The 14131-nt window shown below is 66.6% G+C and carries 16 protein-coding genes; 9 read left to right on the top strand and 7 right to left on the bottom strand.

What is annotated here, in order from left to right:
- Nucleotides 1-183 precede the first annotated feature (183 nt).
- The 3 genes from ACOAPY_RS09745 to ACOAPY_RS09755 all read left to right on the top strand — a co-directional run bounded on the left by ACOAPY_RS09745 (nt 184) and on the right by ACOAPY_RS09755 (nt 3135).
- Nucleotides 184-1962: an acyl-CoA dehydrogenase C-terminal domain-containing protein gene (locus ACOAPY_RS09745; protein WP_465156483.1), complete on the top strand. Its 1779-nt coding sequence runs from the start codon at nt 184-186 to the stop codon at nt 1960-1962.
- A 105-nt stretch (nt 1963-2067) separates the two neighbouring features.
- Entirely contained in the window at nt 2068-2598 is a 531-nt protein-coding gene (locus tag ACOAPY_RS09750) for a chalcone isomerase family protein (RefSeq protein ID WP_465156485.1), read from the top strand.
- 12 nt (nt 2599-2610) lie between these two features.
- A complete protein-coding gene (locus tag ACOAPY_RS09755) occupies nt 2611-3135 on the top strand; it encodes a DUF3833 domain-containing protein (RefSeq protein WP_465156487.1) in 525 nt (174 codons plus the stop codon).
- 37 nt (nt 3136-3172) lie between these two features.
- Here the strand turns inward: ACOAPY_RS09755 and ACOAPY_RS09760 are convergent, their stop codons facing one another.
- Nucleotides 3173-3613, bottom strand: a complete 441-nt coding sequence (locus ACOAPY_RS09760; RefSeq protein ID WP_021699549.1) for a PAS sensor domain-containing protein — start codon at nt 3611-3613, stop codon at nt 3173-3175.
- A 129-nt stretch (nt 3614-3742) separates the two neighbouring features.
- On the opposite strand from ACOAPY_RS09760, the gene ACOAPY_RS09765 reads away from it, so the two are divergent.
- The 6 genes from ACOAPY_RS09765 to ACOAPY_RS09790 all read left to right on the top strand — a co-directional run bounded on the left by ACOAPY_RS09765 (nt 3743) and on the right by ACOAPY_RS09790 (nt 9337).
- Nucleotides 3743-4633 (top strand): MerR family transcriptional regulator, encoded by an 891-nt coding sequence (locus tag ACOAPY_RS09765; protein ID WP_076583236.1) that lies wholly within the window; start codon nt 3743-3745, stop codon nt 4631-4633.
- A 124-nt stretch (nt 4634-4757) separates the two neighbouring features.
- Nucleotides 4758-5537, top strand: a complete 780-nt coding sequence (locus ACOAPY_RS09770; protein WP_465156489.1) for an AraC family transcriptional regulator — start codon at nt 4758-4760, stop codon at nt 5535-5537.
- A 43-nt stretch (nt 5538-5580) separates the two neighbouring features.
- Nucleotides 5581-6402 carry an AraC family transcriptional regulator gene (locus tag ACOAPY_RS09775; RefSeq protein ID WP_203787011.1) on the top strand — a complete coding sequence of 274 codons (822 nt, stop codon included), beginning with the start codon at nt 5581-5583 and terminating at the stop codon, nt 6400-6402.
- Between the two features lie 45 nt (nt 6403-6447).
- A complete protein-coding gene (locus tag ACOAPY_RS09780; RefSeq protein WP_465156491.1) occupies nt 6448-7854 on the top strand; it encodes an NAD(P)/FAD-dependent oxidoreductase in 1407 nt (468 codons plus the stop codon).
- 14 nt (nt 7855-7868) lie between these two features.
- Complete coding sequence (locus tag ACOAPY_RS09785; protein ID WP_465156493.1) at nt 7869-8210, top strand: cupin domain-containing protein; 342 nt, start codon at nt 7869-7871, stop codon at nt 8208-8210.
- Nucleotides 8211-8260: 50 nt separating this feature from the next.
- The gene (locus tag ACOAPY_RS09790; protein ID WP_465156495.1) at nt 8261-9337 is read left to right on the top strand and encodes a polyamine ABC transporter substrate-binding protein; all 1077 of its coding nucleotides are present in this window, start codon (nt 8261-8263) and stop codon (nt 9335-9337) included.
- A gap of 45 nt (nt 9338-9382) precedes the next feature.
- On the opposite strand, the gene ACOAPY_RS09795 is transcribed toward ACOAPY_RS09790, so the two are convergent.
- The 6 genes from ACOAPY_RS09795 to ACOAPY_RS09820 are packed head-to-tail and all read right to left on the bottom strand — an operon-like array spanning nt 9383 to nt 14072.
- Nucleotides 9383-10660, bottom strand: a complete 1278-nt coding sequence (locus tag ACOAPY_RS09795) for a leucine-rich repeat-containing protein kinase family protein (RefSeq protein WP_465156497.1) — start codon at nt 10658-10660, stop codon at nt 9383-9385.
- Nucleotide 10661: 1 nt separating this feature from the next.
- Nucleotides 10662-11576 (bottom strand): endonuclease/exonuclease/phosphatase family protein, encoded by a 915-nt coding sequence (locus ACOAPY_RS09800; RefSeq protein ID WP_465156499.1) that lies wholly within the window; start codon nt 11574-11576, stop codon nt 10662-10664.
- A complete protein-coding gene (locus ACOAPY_RS09805; protein ID WP_465156501.1) occupies nt 11576-12607 on the bottom strand; it encodes an RNA methyltransferase in 1032 nt (343 codons plus the stop codon). Before ACOAPY_RS09805 ends, ACOAPY_RS09800 begins: the two co-directional genes overlap by 1 nt.
- A 48-nt stretch (nt 12608-12655) precedes the next feature.
- Nucleotides 12656-12973: a cupin domain-containing protein gene (locus ACOAPY_RS09810; RefSeq protein WP_465156503.1), complete on the bottom strand. Its 318-nt coding sequence runs from the start codon at nt 12971-12973 to the stop codon at nt 12656-12658.
- Between the two features lie 3 nt (nt 12974-12976).
- Nucleotides 12977-13576, bottom strand: coding sequence for a hypothetical protein (locus tag ACOAPY_RS09815; RefSeq protein ID WP_465156505.1), 600 nt, complete (start codon nt 13574-13576; stop codon nt 12977-12979).
- Between the two features lie 16 nt (nt 13577-13592).
- On the bottom strand, nt 13593-14072 hold the full coding sequence (locus tag ACOAPY_RS09820; RefSeq protein WP_465156507.1) for a hypothetical protein: 480 nt from the start codon (nt 14070-14072) through the stop codon (nt 13593-13595).
- Between the last annotated feature and the right edge of the window lie 59 nt (nt 14073-14131).

Consider the following 14131-nt stretch of genomic DNA (forward strand, 5'->3'; position numbering starts at 1 on the left):
AGCAGCGGAGGTGGCGGCCATCAAACCACCGGCAAGCGGGACTCGGCTTGTAAGAACTGATGATCTGCGGGCAATTGAAATGAAAGGAAATGGATGTCGCAGCGATCAGTGCTTGCCAATCGTGCGTAAAAACTATACAAAAAGCTATACACAAATAACCGATGTACAGTTTTGGAGCGATCAATGCCTGACTATCATGCCCCCCTGCGCGACATGCGGTTCGTTTTCGACGAGGTCCTGGGTGCCTATGGTGCCCTGCAAGCGTTGCCGACGCAGCGCGAGTTCGGTGCCGATCTGGGTGGCACCATTCTCGAGGAGGCAGCCAAACTCGCCGAGAACGTGCTGGCTCCGGTCAATGGTTCCGGCGACAAGCAGGGTTGCCAGTACGATCCGGTGAGCAAGACGGTGAAGACGCCGGAAGGCTTCAAGGCCGCCTACAAGCAGTTCGCCGAGGGTGGCTGGACCGCGCTGGCCTGTACCCCGGAGTTCGGTGGCCAGGGCCTGCCGCACGTGTTGAACATGATGGTCGAGGAGATGGTTTGTTCGGCCAACCTGTCGCTGGGCATGTACCCGGGCCTGACCCACGGTGCGATCAATGCGCTGACCCAGCACGGCACCCGTGAGCAGCAGGAGCAGTACCTGCCCAAACTGATCAGCGGCGAGTGGACCGGCACCATGTGCCTGACCGAACCGCAATGCGGTACCGATCTTGGCTTGATCCGCACCCGCGCCGTGCCGCAGGCCGACGGCAGCTACGCCATCAGCGGTACCAAGATCTGGATCACCGGCGGCGAGCAGGATCTGGTCGACAACATCATCCATCTGGTACTGGCCAAGCTGCCGGATGCGCCGGACAGCGTGAAGGGTATTTCCCTGTTCCTGGTGCCCAAGTTCCTCGAGGACGGCTCGCGCAACCCGGCGTTCTGCGGCGGCCTGGAGCACAAGATGGGCATCAAGGGCTCGGCCACTTGCGTGATGAACTTCGAGGGTGCCAAAGGCTGGCTGATAGGCGAGCCGAACAAGGGCCTCAAGTGCATGTTCACCATGATGAACTCGGCGCGCCTGATGGTCGGCATGCAGGGCCTGGGGATCGCCGAGAGCGCGTACCAGATCAGCCTGGGCTTCGCCAAGGAGCGCCTGCAGAGCCGTTCGCTGTCCGGCCCGAAGGCCGCCGACAAGCCGGCCGATCCGATTCTGGTACACCCGGACGTGCGCCGCATGCTACTGCGCCAGAAAGTGATGATCGAGGGCTGCCGTGCGCTGGCCTACTTCACCGGCCTGCACCTGGATGTCGCCCACGATCACGAGGATCCCGAAGTGCGCCAGCAGGCCGACGACCTGGTGCAGCTGCTGACCCCGGTGGTCAAGGCCTTCCTCACCGACGAGGGCTTTGCCTGCGCCAATGAGGGCCTGCAGGTGCTGGGTGGCTCCGGCTTCACCGAGGACTGGGGCATCGAGCAGCTGGTGCGGGACTGCCGCATCACCCGCATCTATGAAGGTACCAACGGCATCCAGGCCCTGGACCTGGTCGGGCGCAAGCTGGCGCTGGGCGGCGGTCGCGCCGTGCGCGGTTTCTTCGCTCTGGTCGAAGGCTGGCTCAAGGCCAATCCCGAGGCGCCGCACGTTGCCGCCGTCGGCAAGGCGCTCAAGCAGCTGCAGCAGGCGACGCTGTGGATCGCCAGCGAAGGCATGAAGGACCCCGAGCAGGCCGGTGCCGCTTCGGTTCCCTATCTGCGCCTGTTCGCCCTGACCACCCTGGCGTGGCTGTGGTCGCGCATGGCCCAGACTGCCCATGCGGCCCTGCAGGGCGGTAGCAGCGAAACCGTCTTCTACGGTGCCAAGCTGAAGTCGGCCGACTTCTACATGGCACGGGTGCTGACTGAAACCGACAGCCTGCTGGCCGAGGTGTTGGCCGGAAAGACTACCCTGATGGCATTCAGCGAAGAGGAATTTGCTGCCTGATTGAGCACTGTTCGCCTGCGCACTCCGGCAACTTCCCCCCTGTTTCGGTTGCCGGATTTTTTATTCCAAGAGGTCGAGGTGCCCCTCGACCTGGGAGAGAGTCGAATGCATGCCTGGAAGCGAGGCCTGATCTGTCTGCTGTTGCTCTGCGTTGGCGGGCCCGCCGCGGCCGACTGGCGGACCGATCTGCCCCAGGCGCGCCTGTTGGGCGCAGGTGAGTTCACCTGGTTCGGCTTCTCCGTTTATTCAGCACGGCTGTTCGGTGAGCAGACCGAACAGGTCTTCGAACGGCCGTTCGCGCTGGAGCTCACCTACAAGCGCAATATCACCCGTGATGCCCTGGTCGATACCAGTGTCGACGAGATACGCCGGCAGGGCAGCACGGTGGATGAGCGCACCATGGCCCGCTGGGCCGAAGAGATGCGCCAGTCCTTCGTCGATGTCCAGTCGGGGCAGCGCATCACCGGCGTTTATCTGCCCGGCAAGGGCTGTCGGTTCTACGTCGATGGCCGCCTGCAGAGGGAGATCGCCGATCCTGCCTTCGCCCGTGCGTTCTTTTCCATCTGGCTGGGGGCAGGCACGCGCAGCCCCGAGCTTCGTGAAGCCCTGCTGGGGCTCAATGCATCTGACGCCTGAGGTGTTTCGAACATGAGGAAGATATGGCTGCTGGCCTGCTGCTTTCTGCTGGTCAGCTGCGGCAGCGTGTCCGTGGATGACTATGCCGCGGAGCAGCCGGTGCTCAACCTGGAAAGCTATTTCTCCCGGCCGGTGCAAGCCTGGGGCATGTTCCAGGATCGCTCGGGCAAGGTGATCAAGCGCTTCCATGTGCAGATCGACAGTCGCCGTGAAGGCGAGAAGCTGATTCTCGACGAGCGCTTCGTCTACAGCGATGGTGAACGCCAGCGCCGCGTGTGGACGCTGACCCCCGATGGCCCGGGCCGCTGGCGCGGCACGGCAGGGGACGTGATCGGCGAGGCGAGGGGCGAGCTGGCCGGCAATGCCTTGCGCTGGCAGTACCGCTTGCTGCTACCGGTCGATGACACCACCTACGAGGTGGAGTTTGACGACTGGATGTACCTGGTGGATGAGGACACGCTGATCAATCGCTCCTTCATGAGCAAGTTCGGCGTGGAGCTGGGCCAGGTGACCCTGTTCTTCCGGCGCGAGTCCTGAAGGCCGGCGCGTGGCGGCGCCGGCCAAGGTGGGCTAATCAGCGCTCGGCCAGCTGGCGCTTGAGCTCGGCGACTTCCGCCTCCAGCTGGCGCACACGCTCAACGGCTTCCACTTCGGTGGTCACATCGCGCTGGATGCCGATGAAGTAGGTCAGCTGATCTGCCTCGTTGAACACGGGGGTGATCGACAGCTCGTTCCAGAACAGACTGCCGTCCTTGCGGTAGTTGCGCAGGATCTGGCGGCAGGCGCGCCCCTCGTGAATGGCCTGGCGAATGGCATGCAGCCCGGGCTGGTCGCGGTCGCCGGCCTGCAGGAAGCGGCAGTCCTGGTACAGGATCTCCTCGTCGGAATAGCCGCTCAGGCGCTGGAAGGCGGGGTTGGCGTAGATGAGGATGTTGTCATCGCCTTCCTGCTCGGCCACCACGATGCCGTCACTGGATGCTTCTACTACCAGCTGCAGGAGCTTGGCACTGATCATTGCACGGTTCTCTCGTTCGTTTTTTCGGGCCCGCCTAGGTTAGTCTTCACACATGCCACTGCCAAGGCCGGGTACTGTGGCGCCGTCTGGTTTACAATCCCGGTTCGTTTGCATTGCTGCCCGAGCATCATGACCGAGTTACTTGACTCTTCGCCCCGCGGTGACCTGCTGCCCATGCGCGAGGTGGTACGCCAGACCGGTGTCAACCCGGTGACCTTGCGTGCCTGGGAACGCCGCCACGGCCTGATTCGCCCGGTACGCACCGAGGGCGGGCACCGCCTCTATTCGCCACAGGACGTGCAGGCCATCCAGCGCATCATGCTGTGGACCAGCCGCGGTATCGCGGTAGGTCGCATCGGTGAGCTGCTGACCCAGCACGAGACCGACGAAGTGGTACCGGTGGTGGCCGACGACCACCTGGCGCAATGGCGTGATCTGCTGCGCGAGGCGCTGGCCAACTTCGACAGCGCCGAGCTGGAACGCCTGTACGGGCAGCTGTCCACGCTCTATCCGCTCGCCGTGTTGTTCGAGGATGTGCTCCTGCCGCTGTGGCGCGCACTGTTGCCGCGTACCGAGTATGGCGCGCGCAGCCAGTGGCTGATGCTCGATGCCTTCCTGCGCTCGCGGGCGCTGTTGCGCCTGCAGATGAACCGTGGCAACGGCCCTGTGGTCATGCTTGCCGATGGCAGCGGCAACTGTGCCGAGCTCGAGCTGCTGTGCGCAGGGCTGGTGCTGGCCGGAGGCGCTGCGCGGGTGGAAGTGCTGGCATCCGGGCAGCCGCTCGACGAGTTGCCGCTGATCTGTGATGCGCGGCAACCGGCGGTGCTGGTGCTGTTCGGCCATGCGCCGCTGCCGACCGAGGTGGTGCGCCGCCTGCAGATGAAGGTCAGTTGCCCGCTGGCCTTGGCGGGGCAGGGTGGCGGCTTGGTCAAGATTGCCTCGGTCGCCTACCTGGGCGACAGTCCGGCCCTGATGCAGCGTCGCCTCCAGGCCCTGCTGGACGGGCATCTGGATACCTGAACCTGATGGCAGCGCTTTGCTGAGCGCTGCTCATCGTCGCAATAAAACGCGTTGCCGGTCTTTCATGCGTCCTTCGCCTGTGGTACCCATCGGGCCACAACAATGACAAGGGCGAAGAACGTCCATGCAACCGAGCGATGCCCCGGTCCTGCTCTATCTGTGGGACAAGCGCACCTTCTACCTCAGTGCCTTCGCGGAGCCCCTGCAGCTGTCGCAGGCGGCGGCCATGCTGCTGATCGGCCTGGATGACGAACTGCTGATCCATAGCCAGGGTGCTGCCCTGCGCTGCCGCAGCGTGCTGCTGCCGCCGGGCCTGGAGCTGGTGGTGGACAGTCGCGGTTCACGCGTCGCGCTCTGCTACCTGGACGTATTCGGCGAGGACTTTGCCTTGCTGGCGCCGCGCATGGCCGTGAGCGAGGCGGGATTGCTCCACGGGCTGGACGAGCAGGCCCTGTGGATCGGTCGTTTCGATGCGCTGCACCGCAGCAGCGCCGAGCCCGAGGCGATCTGGGACTGGCTTGAGCGCCTGATCAACCCGCATGGCCGGCCGCCGCCCGGTTTCACCAGCGATGCGCGCATCGTGCGTGCCGTGGAGCTGATCAAGGCCGACGTGTCGTGCAACCAGTCCATCGAGTTCCTTGCCGACCAGGTGGGGCTCTCGGTGCCGCGCCTGACCCAATTGTTTCGTCAGAAAGTCGGCATTCCCATCCGCCGCTACCGGCAGTGGCATCGCCTGTTCGTCACTTGCGTCGGCGTGGCGCGCGGCATGAACCTCACCGATGCCGCAGTGAATGCCGGCTTCACCGATTCGGCGCATTTCAGCCATACCTTCCGCAGCATCGTCGGCATGAGCCCCACGGCGGCCTTGGCCCAGCCGCGTGGTATTCGCCTGTTCGCCGGCTGAGGAATAAGGCAAGCTGCGCGGACATCGAATCCGCCGAACCGCCATGCACGACAGCGATTTTCCCGACGACGCCGCGCAAACCGAACGCACCCGCGCGACCATCATGCGCTACCACCTGAGCTGGAAGCACCGCGACCTGGAGGCGGTGCTGGCGCTCTACCACCCGGATATCGAGTACCACGACTTTTTCCAGCAGCGCTGCATGCGCCTGAGCGAACTGCGCCGCTACGTCGAGGACAACCTGCCGCGGCGCCCCGGCGAGCTGCTGGAGCACGTCGACCGCATCCGCATTGATGGCCATACCGCCTTTATCCAGTACCGCACCTGCATCCATGGCAGCGGCGGGCTGGTGTCGTTCCGCACGGGCGAGGCGATCACCGTGCGTGACGGCCTGATCTGGCGCATTCACGAATACGCCACGCTGGTGCGCGAAGCGCGGCCCGGGGAGGGCGAATCCGCGGCCCGGCCGGCGATCAGCCGCCTGGGCCTGTCGGCTCGTCAGCTCGGGCAACTGGCCGAGGACCTGCAGGAATACTTCCAGCGCCAGCGGCCGTTCCTCGATCCGGATCTGGACCTGCAACAGGTGGCCGCGGCCACCGGCTACAGCCGTAACCAGATTTCCCACCTGCTCAACCAGGTGCTGGGGCAGAGCTTCTACCGCTACGTCAACCAGGCCCGCCTGCAGCACCTGCTGGACGGGCTGCAGGCCACCAGTGACGCGGGGCGGATCGACGAACTGGCCTTCGCCGCCGGCTTCAACTCGCTGTCGGCGTTCTACAAGTGCTTCCGCGAGCGCCTGGGCATGACGCCTAAGGCTTACCTCAAACAAATTTCCGCGCGGGCCCGCACGCAAGACAGCGCCTGATCATCCTCACTAGTCTCCGCTCAGCACACGATGACGGAGACACCGATGAACCCCTGGCGCAACCTAAGCCTGTGGATGGACCAGCTCGACGAGCCCCTGGCGGCACGGCCGCGCCTGCAGGCCGAACGGCATGCCGACGTGGCCATCATCGGCGCCGGCTACACCGGGCTGTGGACCGCCTATTACCTCAAGCGCCAGGCGCCGCAGCTGCGCATCGTGGTACTCGAGGCCGAGGTCGCCGGTTTCGGCGCTTCCGGGCGCAACGGTGGTTGGCTGATGGGCAATATCCTCGGCGAGGACCGCCTGCTCGCCGGACTGCCCACGGAGGCGCGGCGCGCGAGCTTCGACCTGCTACATGGCATTCCCGACGAGGTGGCCCGTGTCACCGAGCGCGAAGGCATCGCCTGCGATCTGCGCAAGGGCGGCGTGCTGTACTGCGCGGCGCGCTACCCCGAACAGCTGAGCGGCTTGCAGGAGCACCTGCAGCACCTGCGCGGCCAGGGCCTTGGCGAGGCGGATTACCGCTGGCTGCAGCCGGCCGAACTGGCCGAGCAGCTGCGCGTGGCCAATGCCTACGGGGCGCTGTTCAGCCCGCACTGCGCCACGATCCAGCCCGCCCGCCTGGTGCGCGGCCTGGCGCGCTGCGTCGAGGCCATGGGCGTCGAACTCTACGAACAGAGCCGGGTGATCGACTGGCAGCCGGGGCGGGTCCGTACCGAGGGCGGCAGCGTCAGCGCCGACTGGGTGGTGCCGGCGGTCGAGGGCTATGCCGCCGAGTTGCCACCGCTGGGCCGTCATCAGCTGCCGGTGCAGAGCCTGATCGTCGCCACCGAGCCGCTGCCGGCCGAGGTCTGGGCCGAGATCGGCCTGGAGCGCGGCCAGGCCTTCAGCGAGGCCAGCCGCCAGGTCACCTATGGCCAGCGCAGCGCCGACGACCGCCTGGTGTTCGGTGCCCGCGGCGGCTATCGCTTTGGCGGGCGCCTGCGCACCGATTTCAACCTCACCGAGGACGAGCGCGAACTGCGCCGCTACCTGTTTGGCGAGCTGTTCCCGCAGCTGCGTGACGTGCGCCTGACCCACGCCTGGGGCGGCAACCTGGGCATGGCGCGGCGCTTCCATCCGCACATGCTGCGCGACACGCGCAACCGCATCGCCCTGTCCGGCGGCTACGGCGGCGAGGGTGTCGGCGCCAGCAACCTGGGCGGGCGCACTCTGGCGGCGCTGATCCTCGGCCAGGACAACGAACTGACCCAGCAGCCCTGGGTGTACAGCGATTCGCGCCTGGAACGCCTGCCTGGCTGGGAGCCGGAGCCGTGCCGCTGGCTCGGCTACAACGCCATCATCCAGAGCTTCGTGCACGAGGACCGGGTGCTGGCCGATCCGCACAGCGCGCCTTGGCGCCGCCGTCTGGCCCAGGGCGTGGCGGGCTTTATGGAAGGTTTCATGAAATGACTGCGGAGAATCCGATGAGCATCGACCACTTCAAGAACACGGCCGAGCTGGCCTTGGACGAGGTCAATCCGGTGGCCGTGCCGCTGGGTGAACCGCATGCGCTGACCCGCACCCACAGTGTCGAGCGCGCCGATTGCGTCGAGGCCGGCGTGTGGGAGTGCAGCCCCGGTCGCTGGCGCCGGCAGATCGTGCAGCAGGAGTTCTGCCACTTCATTGCCGGGCGCTGCACCTTCACCCCGGACGGCGGCGAGCCGATCGAGATCCGCGCCGGCGATGCGCTGATGATGCCAGCCAATACAACCGGTATCTGGGACATACAAGAAACTGTACGCAAGACCTTCGTGCTGATCTTCTGATCGGCGCACCCCGAGTCACTGCCTAACAAGAACAATCGACGAGGTCACTCATGCTGAAGAAACTCCTCCCGCTGATGCTTCTGGCATCGGCCAGCCAGGCCGCCGAGGGCGTGCGCGTCTACAACTGGACCGACTACATCGCCCCGGACACCCTGAAGAATTACGAGAAGGCCAGCGGCCAGCACGTGCAATACGACGTCTACGACAGCAACGAGACGCTCGATGCCAAGCTGATGGCCGGCCGCTCCGGCTACGACGTGGTGTTCCCCTCCAACCACTTCATGGCCCGGCAGATCCAGGGCGGTGCATTGAAGAAGCTAGACCGCAGCCAGTTGCCCGGCTGGAGCAACCTCAACCCGGTGCTGATGAAGGCGCTGGAGACCAACGATCCAGGCAACCAGTACGGCTTCCCCTACCTCTGGGGCACCACCGGCATCGGCTACAACGTCGACAAGGTCAAGGCTGTGCTTGGCGAAGGCGCGGCGCTGGACTCCTGGGACCTGATCTTCAAGCCGGAGAACATGGCCAAGCTGGCCCAGTGCGGCGTGGCCATCCTCGACAACGGACCGGAAATGCTGCCTATCGCCCTGCACCAGCTGGGCCTGCCGCACCACAGCCAGAACCTCGACGACTACAAGCAGGCCGAGGCGCTGTTGCTGGAGATGCGCAAGAACGTGCGCTACTTCCATTCCTCGAAGTACGTCGGTGAGCTGGCCAACGGTGATATCTGCCTGGCCGTCGGCTTCTCCGGCGATATCATGCAGGCCGCCAGCCGCGCCGCCGAGGCCGGCAACGGGGTGCAGATCGAGTATGTGATTCCCAAGGAAGGCGCGCCGATGTGGTTCGACATGGTGACCATGCCGGCCGACGCGCCGAACGAGGCGGCCGGCTATGCCTTCATGAACCATCTGCTGCAGCCCGAAGTGATGGCCGGCATCAGCAACCACGTGCACTACGCCAACGGTAACGCGAAGGCCGACGCCCTGGTCGATCCGGCGCTGAAGGCCGACAACAAGGTCTATCCGCCGCAAGAGGTGATGATCAAGCTATACGCACTGGAGGCCATGCCGCTGAAGGTCGACCGGGTGCGTACGCGCATCTGGAGCAAGGTCAAGAGCGGTACCTGAGTTCAGCTCCTGCGTTGATGAAGCCCCGGCCGGTCCGGGGCTTTTTCATTGCAGACAGGCGGCTATCTCGGCGAAGTCCGGGCGCGCCTGCGTGGCCGCTTGCTGGCAGTCGGCGGCCAGTTGCAGCAGGCCTGCCAGCGGCGCGTCGCAGCGTTGCAGCAGTTCTTCCAGGAGGATGCCGAAGGCGCGGCTTTCCAGGCGCTGCAGCGCCGGGCCCTGGGGGCTGCCAGGGGTGAAGAAGGACGCCGCGCCGAAGTCGCTGAGGCGGCAGTCATGGCCGTCGACCAGCAGGTTGTGGGCGTACAGGTCGCCGTGGAGGATGCCGCGGCCATGCAGGTGCGCCAGCGCGGCGGCAACACCACGGGCCAGGTTTTGCACCTGCTCGGCGCTGAAGCGCTGCTCGGGCGCGTAGCAGTCGCGGGTGCAACTGGCCAGCGAAGGTGGCCCGGCCAGCACGCGGAAGCGCGGCTCCAGCAGCTCCAGCAGCAGGCCGTCCGGCTGGCCGGGTTGCGCCTGCAACGGGCCGATCACCGGCAGCAGCTGCGGGTGGCGACCGGCGGACAGGCAGGCGGCCATCTCGCTGTGCGGCAGGCCGTCGCTGGTCATCTGCCCCTTGAACAGCTTCACCGCCACTTCGTGCTCGCCCCAGCGCGCGTGGTGGATCAGGCCGCTGGCGCCCTGGCCGAGCAGTTCGCCCAGTACCAGCTGCTCGCGCGCAATCGGCGCCTGCGGGTGGCTGGCCAGCGCGGCGGCTTCGGCACGGTCGCTGCCCGGGTTGCCGGCGAAGGCCAGCCAGGCCAGGCGCGGCAACTGCAGCAGCCAGTCGGGCAGTGCCTCCAGGCGGTTGGCGGCGATGCGCAGCAGCTCCAACTGGTGCAGGGCGCCCAGGCTTGGCGGCAGCTCGCTGAGACGGTTGCCAGCCAGCATCAGCTTCTGCAGGCGTGGGCGTTCGCCCAGGGCATCCGGCAGCGCTTCGATCTGGTTGTCGGTGAGGATCAGCCAGCGCAGCTGTGCTGGCAGCGCGGCTGCCGGCACCTCGCGCAGGCGGTTGGACTTGAAGCCGACCATTTCCAGCTGGGGGCAGTCGCCGAGCACTTCCGGCAGGGTCTCGAAGGGGTTGTCCGAGCAGAACAACACTTTCAGCCGGTGTAGCCGCGACAGGTCGTGGGGCAGGGCGCGCAGGCGGTTGCCGCTGAGGTTGAGCACCTCCAGGCTGTCGGCCAGGTCGAGGATCTCACGGGGGAATTCGTCGAGGTCGGCGGCCAGGTCCAGGCGATGGATGCCGGCCAGCTCGCCGCAGCGCAGTTGTTCCAGGCTGTGCATGTCAGTGGTTTTCCAGCAATTGCAGGTGCAGGCGGCGCGGCAGGTGGTCGGCGCCAAGGTCCGGCCCCAGACCCTGCTCGGCTACGCGCCAGGGGCCACGGACCAGCACCTGGTCGATGGCGATGCCGAACCAGCCCCGGCCCAGCGCGGGCCAGGTGGCCTGCAGGTCGCTGGCGCGGTACCAGCCGAGTGCGTGCAGCTCGCGCGTGGCCTGCGACCAGGGGCTGGCGTTAAGGTCGCCGGCCAGCAGGCCGGGCAGCCCCCGCGCGGCATTGCGCTGCAGGGCGACCTGCAGGCCGAGGTTGCGCTTGTGGTGCCAGTAGGGCGACAGCGGCGGCATCGGGTGTACCAGGCTGAGGCTGATGGCCTGGGCGCCGCTGCGCAGGGTCGCCTCGATGCTTGGAATGCCGTCGCTGTCGCGCAGGACCTGGCCGTTCTGCAGCGGCAGGCGCGAGAGCAGGGCCAGGCCGAAGGGCGAGTTTTCCGGGGCCAGCACCCGGTGCGGGTAGTCCTGCCAGGCGGCCAGTTGCCGGGCCAGGTCCGGGGTGACTTCCTGCAGCAGTATCAGATCGGCGGGCTGGGCATCGAGCCAGGCACGCAAGGCGGCGGCATCGTCGGTCTGCTGCAGATTGGCGCTGACCAGGCGCAGCTCCAGGCCCACCTTGCCGGTCTGCGCGGGCAGCATTGGCGCCACGCTCAACCAGGGCAGCGCAAGCAGCGGCGCCAGCAGCAGCCAACGTGGCCGGCGCGGTGCCAGCAGTACCAGGCAGCCCAGCAGCAGGGCCAGGTGCAGCCATTGCCAGTGGCTGGCCAGGTCCAGCAGCCAGGCCAGGTGTTGCGAGTGATCCGCCAGCAGCGTCACCAGCCAGGGCGAGAGCAGCCCCAGGGCAGCGGCGAGCGCGAGCAGGCGCAGCATCAGCGCTGCAACCGGCTGGTGTTGACGATGTCCACGGCGCGCGCGCGCAACTGGCCGCAGCCGCCCTCGACATCCTGGCCGGCGCTGTTGCGCACCTTGGTCAGCACGCCGCGGCTGTGCAGGTAGCGCACGATCTGCACGATGCGCTCGCCGTCCGGGCGCTGGTAATCGTCGCCTTCCAGGCTGTTGAAGGGAATCAGGTTGAGCACCGCGTACTTGCCCCTGAACAGGCGCAGGATTTCGTCCAGCTCGTCCTGGCCGTCGTTGATGCCCTTGAGCAGGGTCCACTGGTACTGGATCGGGTAGCCGACCTCACGGGCATAGGCCTCGCCCAGTTCCATCAGCTCGGCCGGGGCGATCTTCGGCGCCTTGGGCAGCAGGTGCTCGCGCAGTTCGGCCTTGGTGGTGTGCAGCGACAAGGCCAGGGCCGGCTTGACCCGCTGCTGTGGCAGGCGCTCGAACACCCGGGGGTCGCCCACGGTGGAGAACACCAGGTTCTTGTGGCCGATGCCACCGTCGGTGCCCAGCACGTCGATGGCTTCCAGTACGTTGTCGAGGTTGTGCGCCGGCTCGCCCATGCCCATGAACACCACTTTCTTTACCGGGCGCTGGCGCCGCGCCAGCACCACCTGAGCGACGATCTCGGCGCTCGACACCTGGCGCAGTAGGCCGCTCTTGCCGGTCATGCAGAAGCGGCAGCCGACCGCGCAGCCAACCTGGGTGGAGACGCAAACGCCGTCGCGTGGCAGCAGTACGCTCTCGACCATCTGGCCGTCGGCCAGGTCCACCAGCAGGCGCGCCGAGCCGTCACCGGCGGGGTGGCTGGAGCGCACCCGCGCCAGGGCTTCGAGTTCTTCGGCCAGTTGCGGCAGGCCGTGGCGTACGGACAGGGGCAGGAAGTGCTCGGTGTGCTGGCGGCGGGTGCCGGCATCCAGCGGCTTGCCCTGCAGCCAGGCGCGCACCACCCGGCCGCGGTGGGCGGGCAGGGCGCCGAGGTCGGCGAGGCGCTGGTGAATGTCGGAGATACGCATGGGGCGCGCATGCTACCACTGGCCGTGGCCGCGGCGTAGGGCTGGCCGTCAGGCCCCGAAGTGCAGGGCCAGCCAGACCGCGTCCAGCGAGCATTCGGCGACCCGGTGCCGGCAGTGCGCGGGGATCAGCAGGGCATCGCCGGCCAGCAGTGGTCGCTCGCCATCGTCGAATTCGAGCCGCGCGCTGCCGCGCAGCAGGGCCACCCATTCAGGCTGTGGCTGGTCGTACCAGAAACCCTCGGGGCTGGCGTGACCGTGCGAGACGATCTGCTCCAGTAGCAGGCCGTCCCGCTGCAGCAGCGGTATGAACTGTTCCGCCGCCGCATCCGGCATGACCTGCAACAGGTTGATCGTCTCCGGTGGCATGGCTTACTGCGGCTGGACGCTGACGGCTACTGCGGTGGTAACGCGTATCACCACCTGGCGGCCGAGGTATTCGGTTTTCATGTCCACGTCCGGGCGGACCTTGATGACCCGTTCGCTGCCGTTAGGCAGCAGCAGGGTGGCGGTGCGCAGGGTAGTGTCCATGCCCTTGACCAGCGCGGTGATCTCCACGGTGTCGGCGGCCAGCATGCCCGGTTTGTCCCCCTGCGGCGCCGTGGCCAGCAAGCCGGCGGCGCCATCATTGGCCACCTCGCCCGGCTGGCGCAGATGGACGATGCGTTCCTGGGACACCACGGCTTTGACGCGGTCACCCACCTTCAGCTGGTTGAAATTTTCCATCTGGGGTGGCGCCACGAAGGTGCGCTGGTTACCCAGGTTGTCACGCAGGGTAAAGGTGCGCTTGGCGCTGTCGATGGCGCTGACACTGGCCAACAGCGTCTCGGTTTCCAACACGGTGCCACCGGGGACGCCCTTGACATAGGCGGCGGTGCGATCGTGCTTGCTGGCGAGCTCATCGTTGTGACTCTGGCAGCCGAGCAACAGGCTGGCGACCAGGGACAGGGAGAGTGCGCGGGTCAGGTTCATGCAGTAGCTCCTTGCTTCAGGGATTCAGTGGCTGCGTTTCGCGAATCTCGTAGACCGCGTCATCGGCGCGCATCGGGCGCAAGTGGATCAGGTAGCTGGGACCGGGGCTGCCGAGGGTCATCTCGCTGAGATTGAAGCGCACATCGAGCTTCATGTACTTGATCTCGCCCGGTGCCAGGCTGAAGTTCTGCTTGATGTCACGCGGTTCCCATTTGGCCTGGCGGGTCAGGCCGGTGATACGGATGGCGTGGCGCCCCGCTGGCAGCTCGATGCGGCGGTAGCTGTTGAAGGGCAGGGTGCCGACGCTCTGCTCGTCGACCAGCACATCCGGGTAGGACAAGCGCAGTGGCTGGCGTCCGGGATTGTCGGCTGCGGGACGGTATAGATACAGCACCGCCTGATCTGCGCTGCTGGGCGGTATGGCCTCGAAATAGCCGGGGCCGGCGCAGCCAGTGAGCAGGAGAAGGGCGGTGAACAGGGCGGTCAGGCGGCGCATGGGCAGTCCTTTTGGGCGGCTTACTGCGCGCAGCGTAGCAGCCCTCCGACAGCCCGCCC

The organism is Pseudomonas stagnisoli (assembly GCF_048595745.1).
GTDB lineage: Bacteria > Pseudomonadota > Gammaproteobacteria > Pseudomonadales > Pseudomonadaceae > Aquipseudomonas > Aquipseudomonas alcaligenes_A.

Coding starts and splice junctions, on each gene's coding strand:
- ACOAPY_RS09745 (WP_465156483.1), top strand. CDS start 184: ATGCCTGACTATCATGCCCCCCTGCGCGACATGCGGTTCGTTTTCGAC.
- ACOAPY_RS09750 (WP_465156485.1), top strand. CDS start 2,068: ATGCATGCCTGGAAGCGAGGCCTGATCTGTCTGCTGTTGCTCTGCGTT.
- ACOAPY_RS09755 (WP_465156487.1), top strand. CDS start 2,611: ATGAGGAAGATATGGCTGCTGGCCTGCTGCTTTCTGCTGGTCAGCTGC.
- ACOAPY_RS09760 (WP_021699549.1), bottom strand. CDS start 3,613: ATGATCAGTGCCAAGCTCCTGCAGCTGGTAGTAGAAGCATCCAGTGAC.
- ACOAPY_RS09765 (WP_076583236.1), top strand. CDS start 3,743: ATGACCGAGTTACTTGACTCTTCGCCCCGCGGTGACCTGCTGCCCATG.
- ACOAPY_RS09770 (WP_465156489.1), top strand. CDS start 4,758: ATGCAACCGAGCGATGCCCCGGTCCTGCTCTATCTGTGGGACAAGCGC.
- ACOAPY_RS09775 (WP_203787011.1), top strand. CDS start 5,581: ATGCACGACAGCGATTTTCCCGACGACGCCGCGCAAACCGAACGCACC.
- ACOAPY_RS09780 (WP_465156491.1), top strand. CDS start 6,448: ATGAACCCCTGGCGCAACCTAAGCCTGTGGATGGACCAGCTCGACGAG.
- ACOAPY_RS09785 (WP_465156493.1), top strand. CDS start 7,869: ATGAGCATCGACCACTTCAAGAACACGGCCGAGCTGGCCTTGGACGAG.
- ACOAPY_RS09790 (WP_465156495.1), top strand. CDS start 8,261: ATGCTGAAGAAACTCCTCCCGCTGATGCTTCTGGCATCGGCCAGCCAG.
- ACOAPY_RS09795 (WP_465156497.1), bottom strand. CDS start 10,660: ATGCACAGCCTGGAACAACTGCGCTGCGGCGAGCTGGCCGGCATCCAT.
- ACOAPY_RS09800 (WP_465156499.1), bottom strand. CDS start 11,576: ATGCTGCGCCTGCTCGCGCTCGCCGCTGCCCTGGGGCTGCTCTCGCCC.
- ACOAPY_RS09805 (WP_465156501.1), bottom strand. CDS start 12,607: ATGCGTATCTCCGACATTCACCAGCGCCTCGCCGACCTCGGCGCCCTG.
- ACOAPY_RS09810 (WP_465156503.1), bottom strand. CDS start 12,973: ATGCCACCGGAGACGATCAACCTGTTGCAGGTCATGCCGGATGCGGCG.
- ACOAPY_RS09815 (WP_465156505.1), bottom strand. CDS start 13,576: ATGAACCTGACCCGCGCACTCTCCCTGTCCCTGGTCGCCAGCCTGTTG.
- ACOAPY_RS09820 (WP_465156507.1), bottom strand. CDS start 14,072: ATGCGCCGCCTGACCGCCCTGTTCACCGCCCTTCTCCTGCTCACTGGC.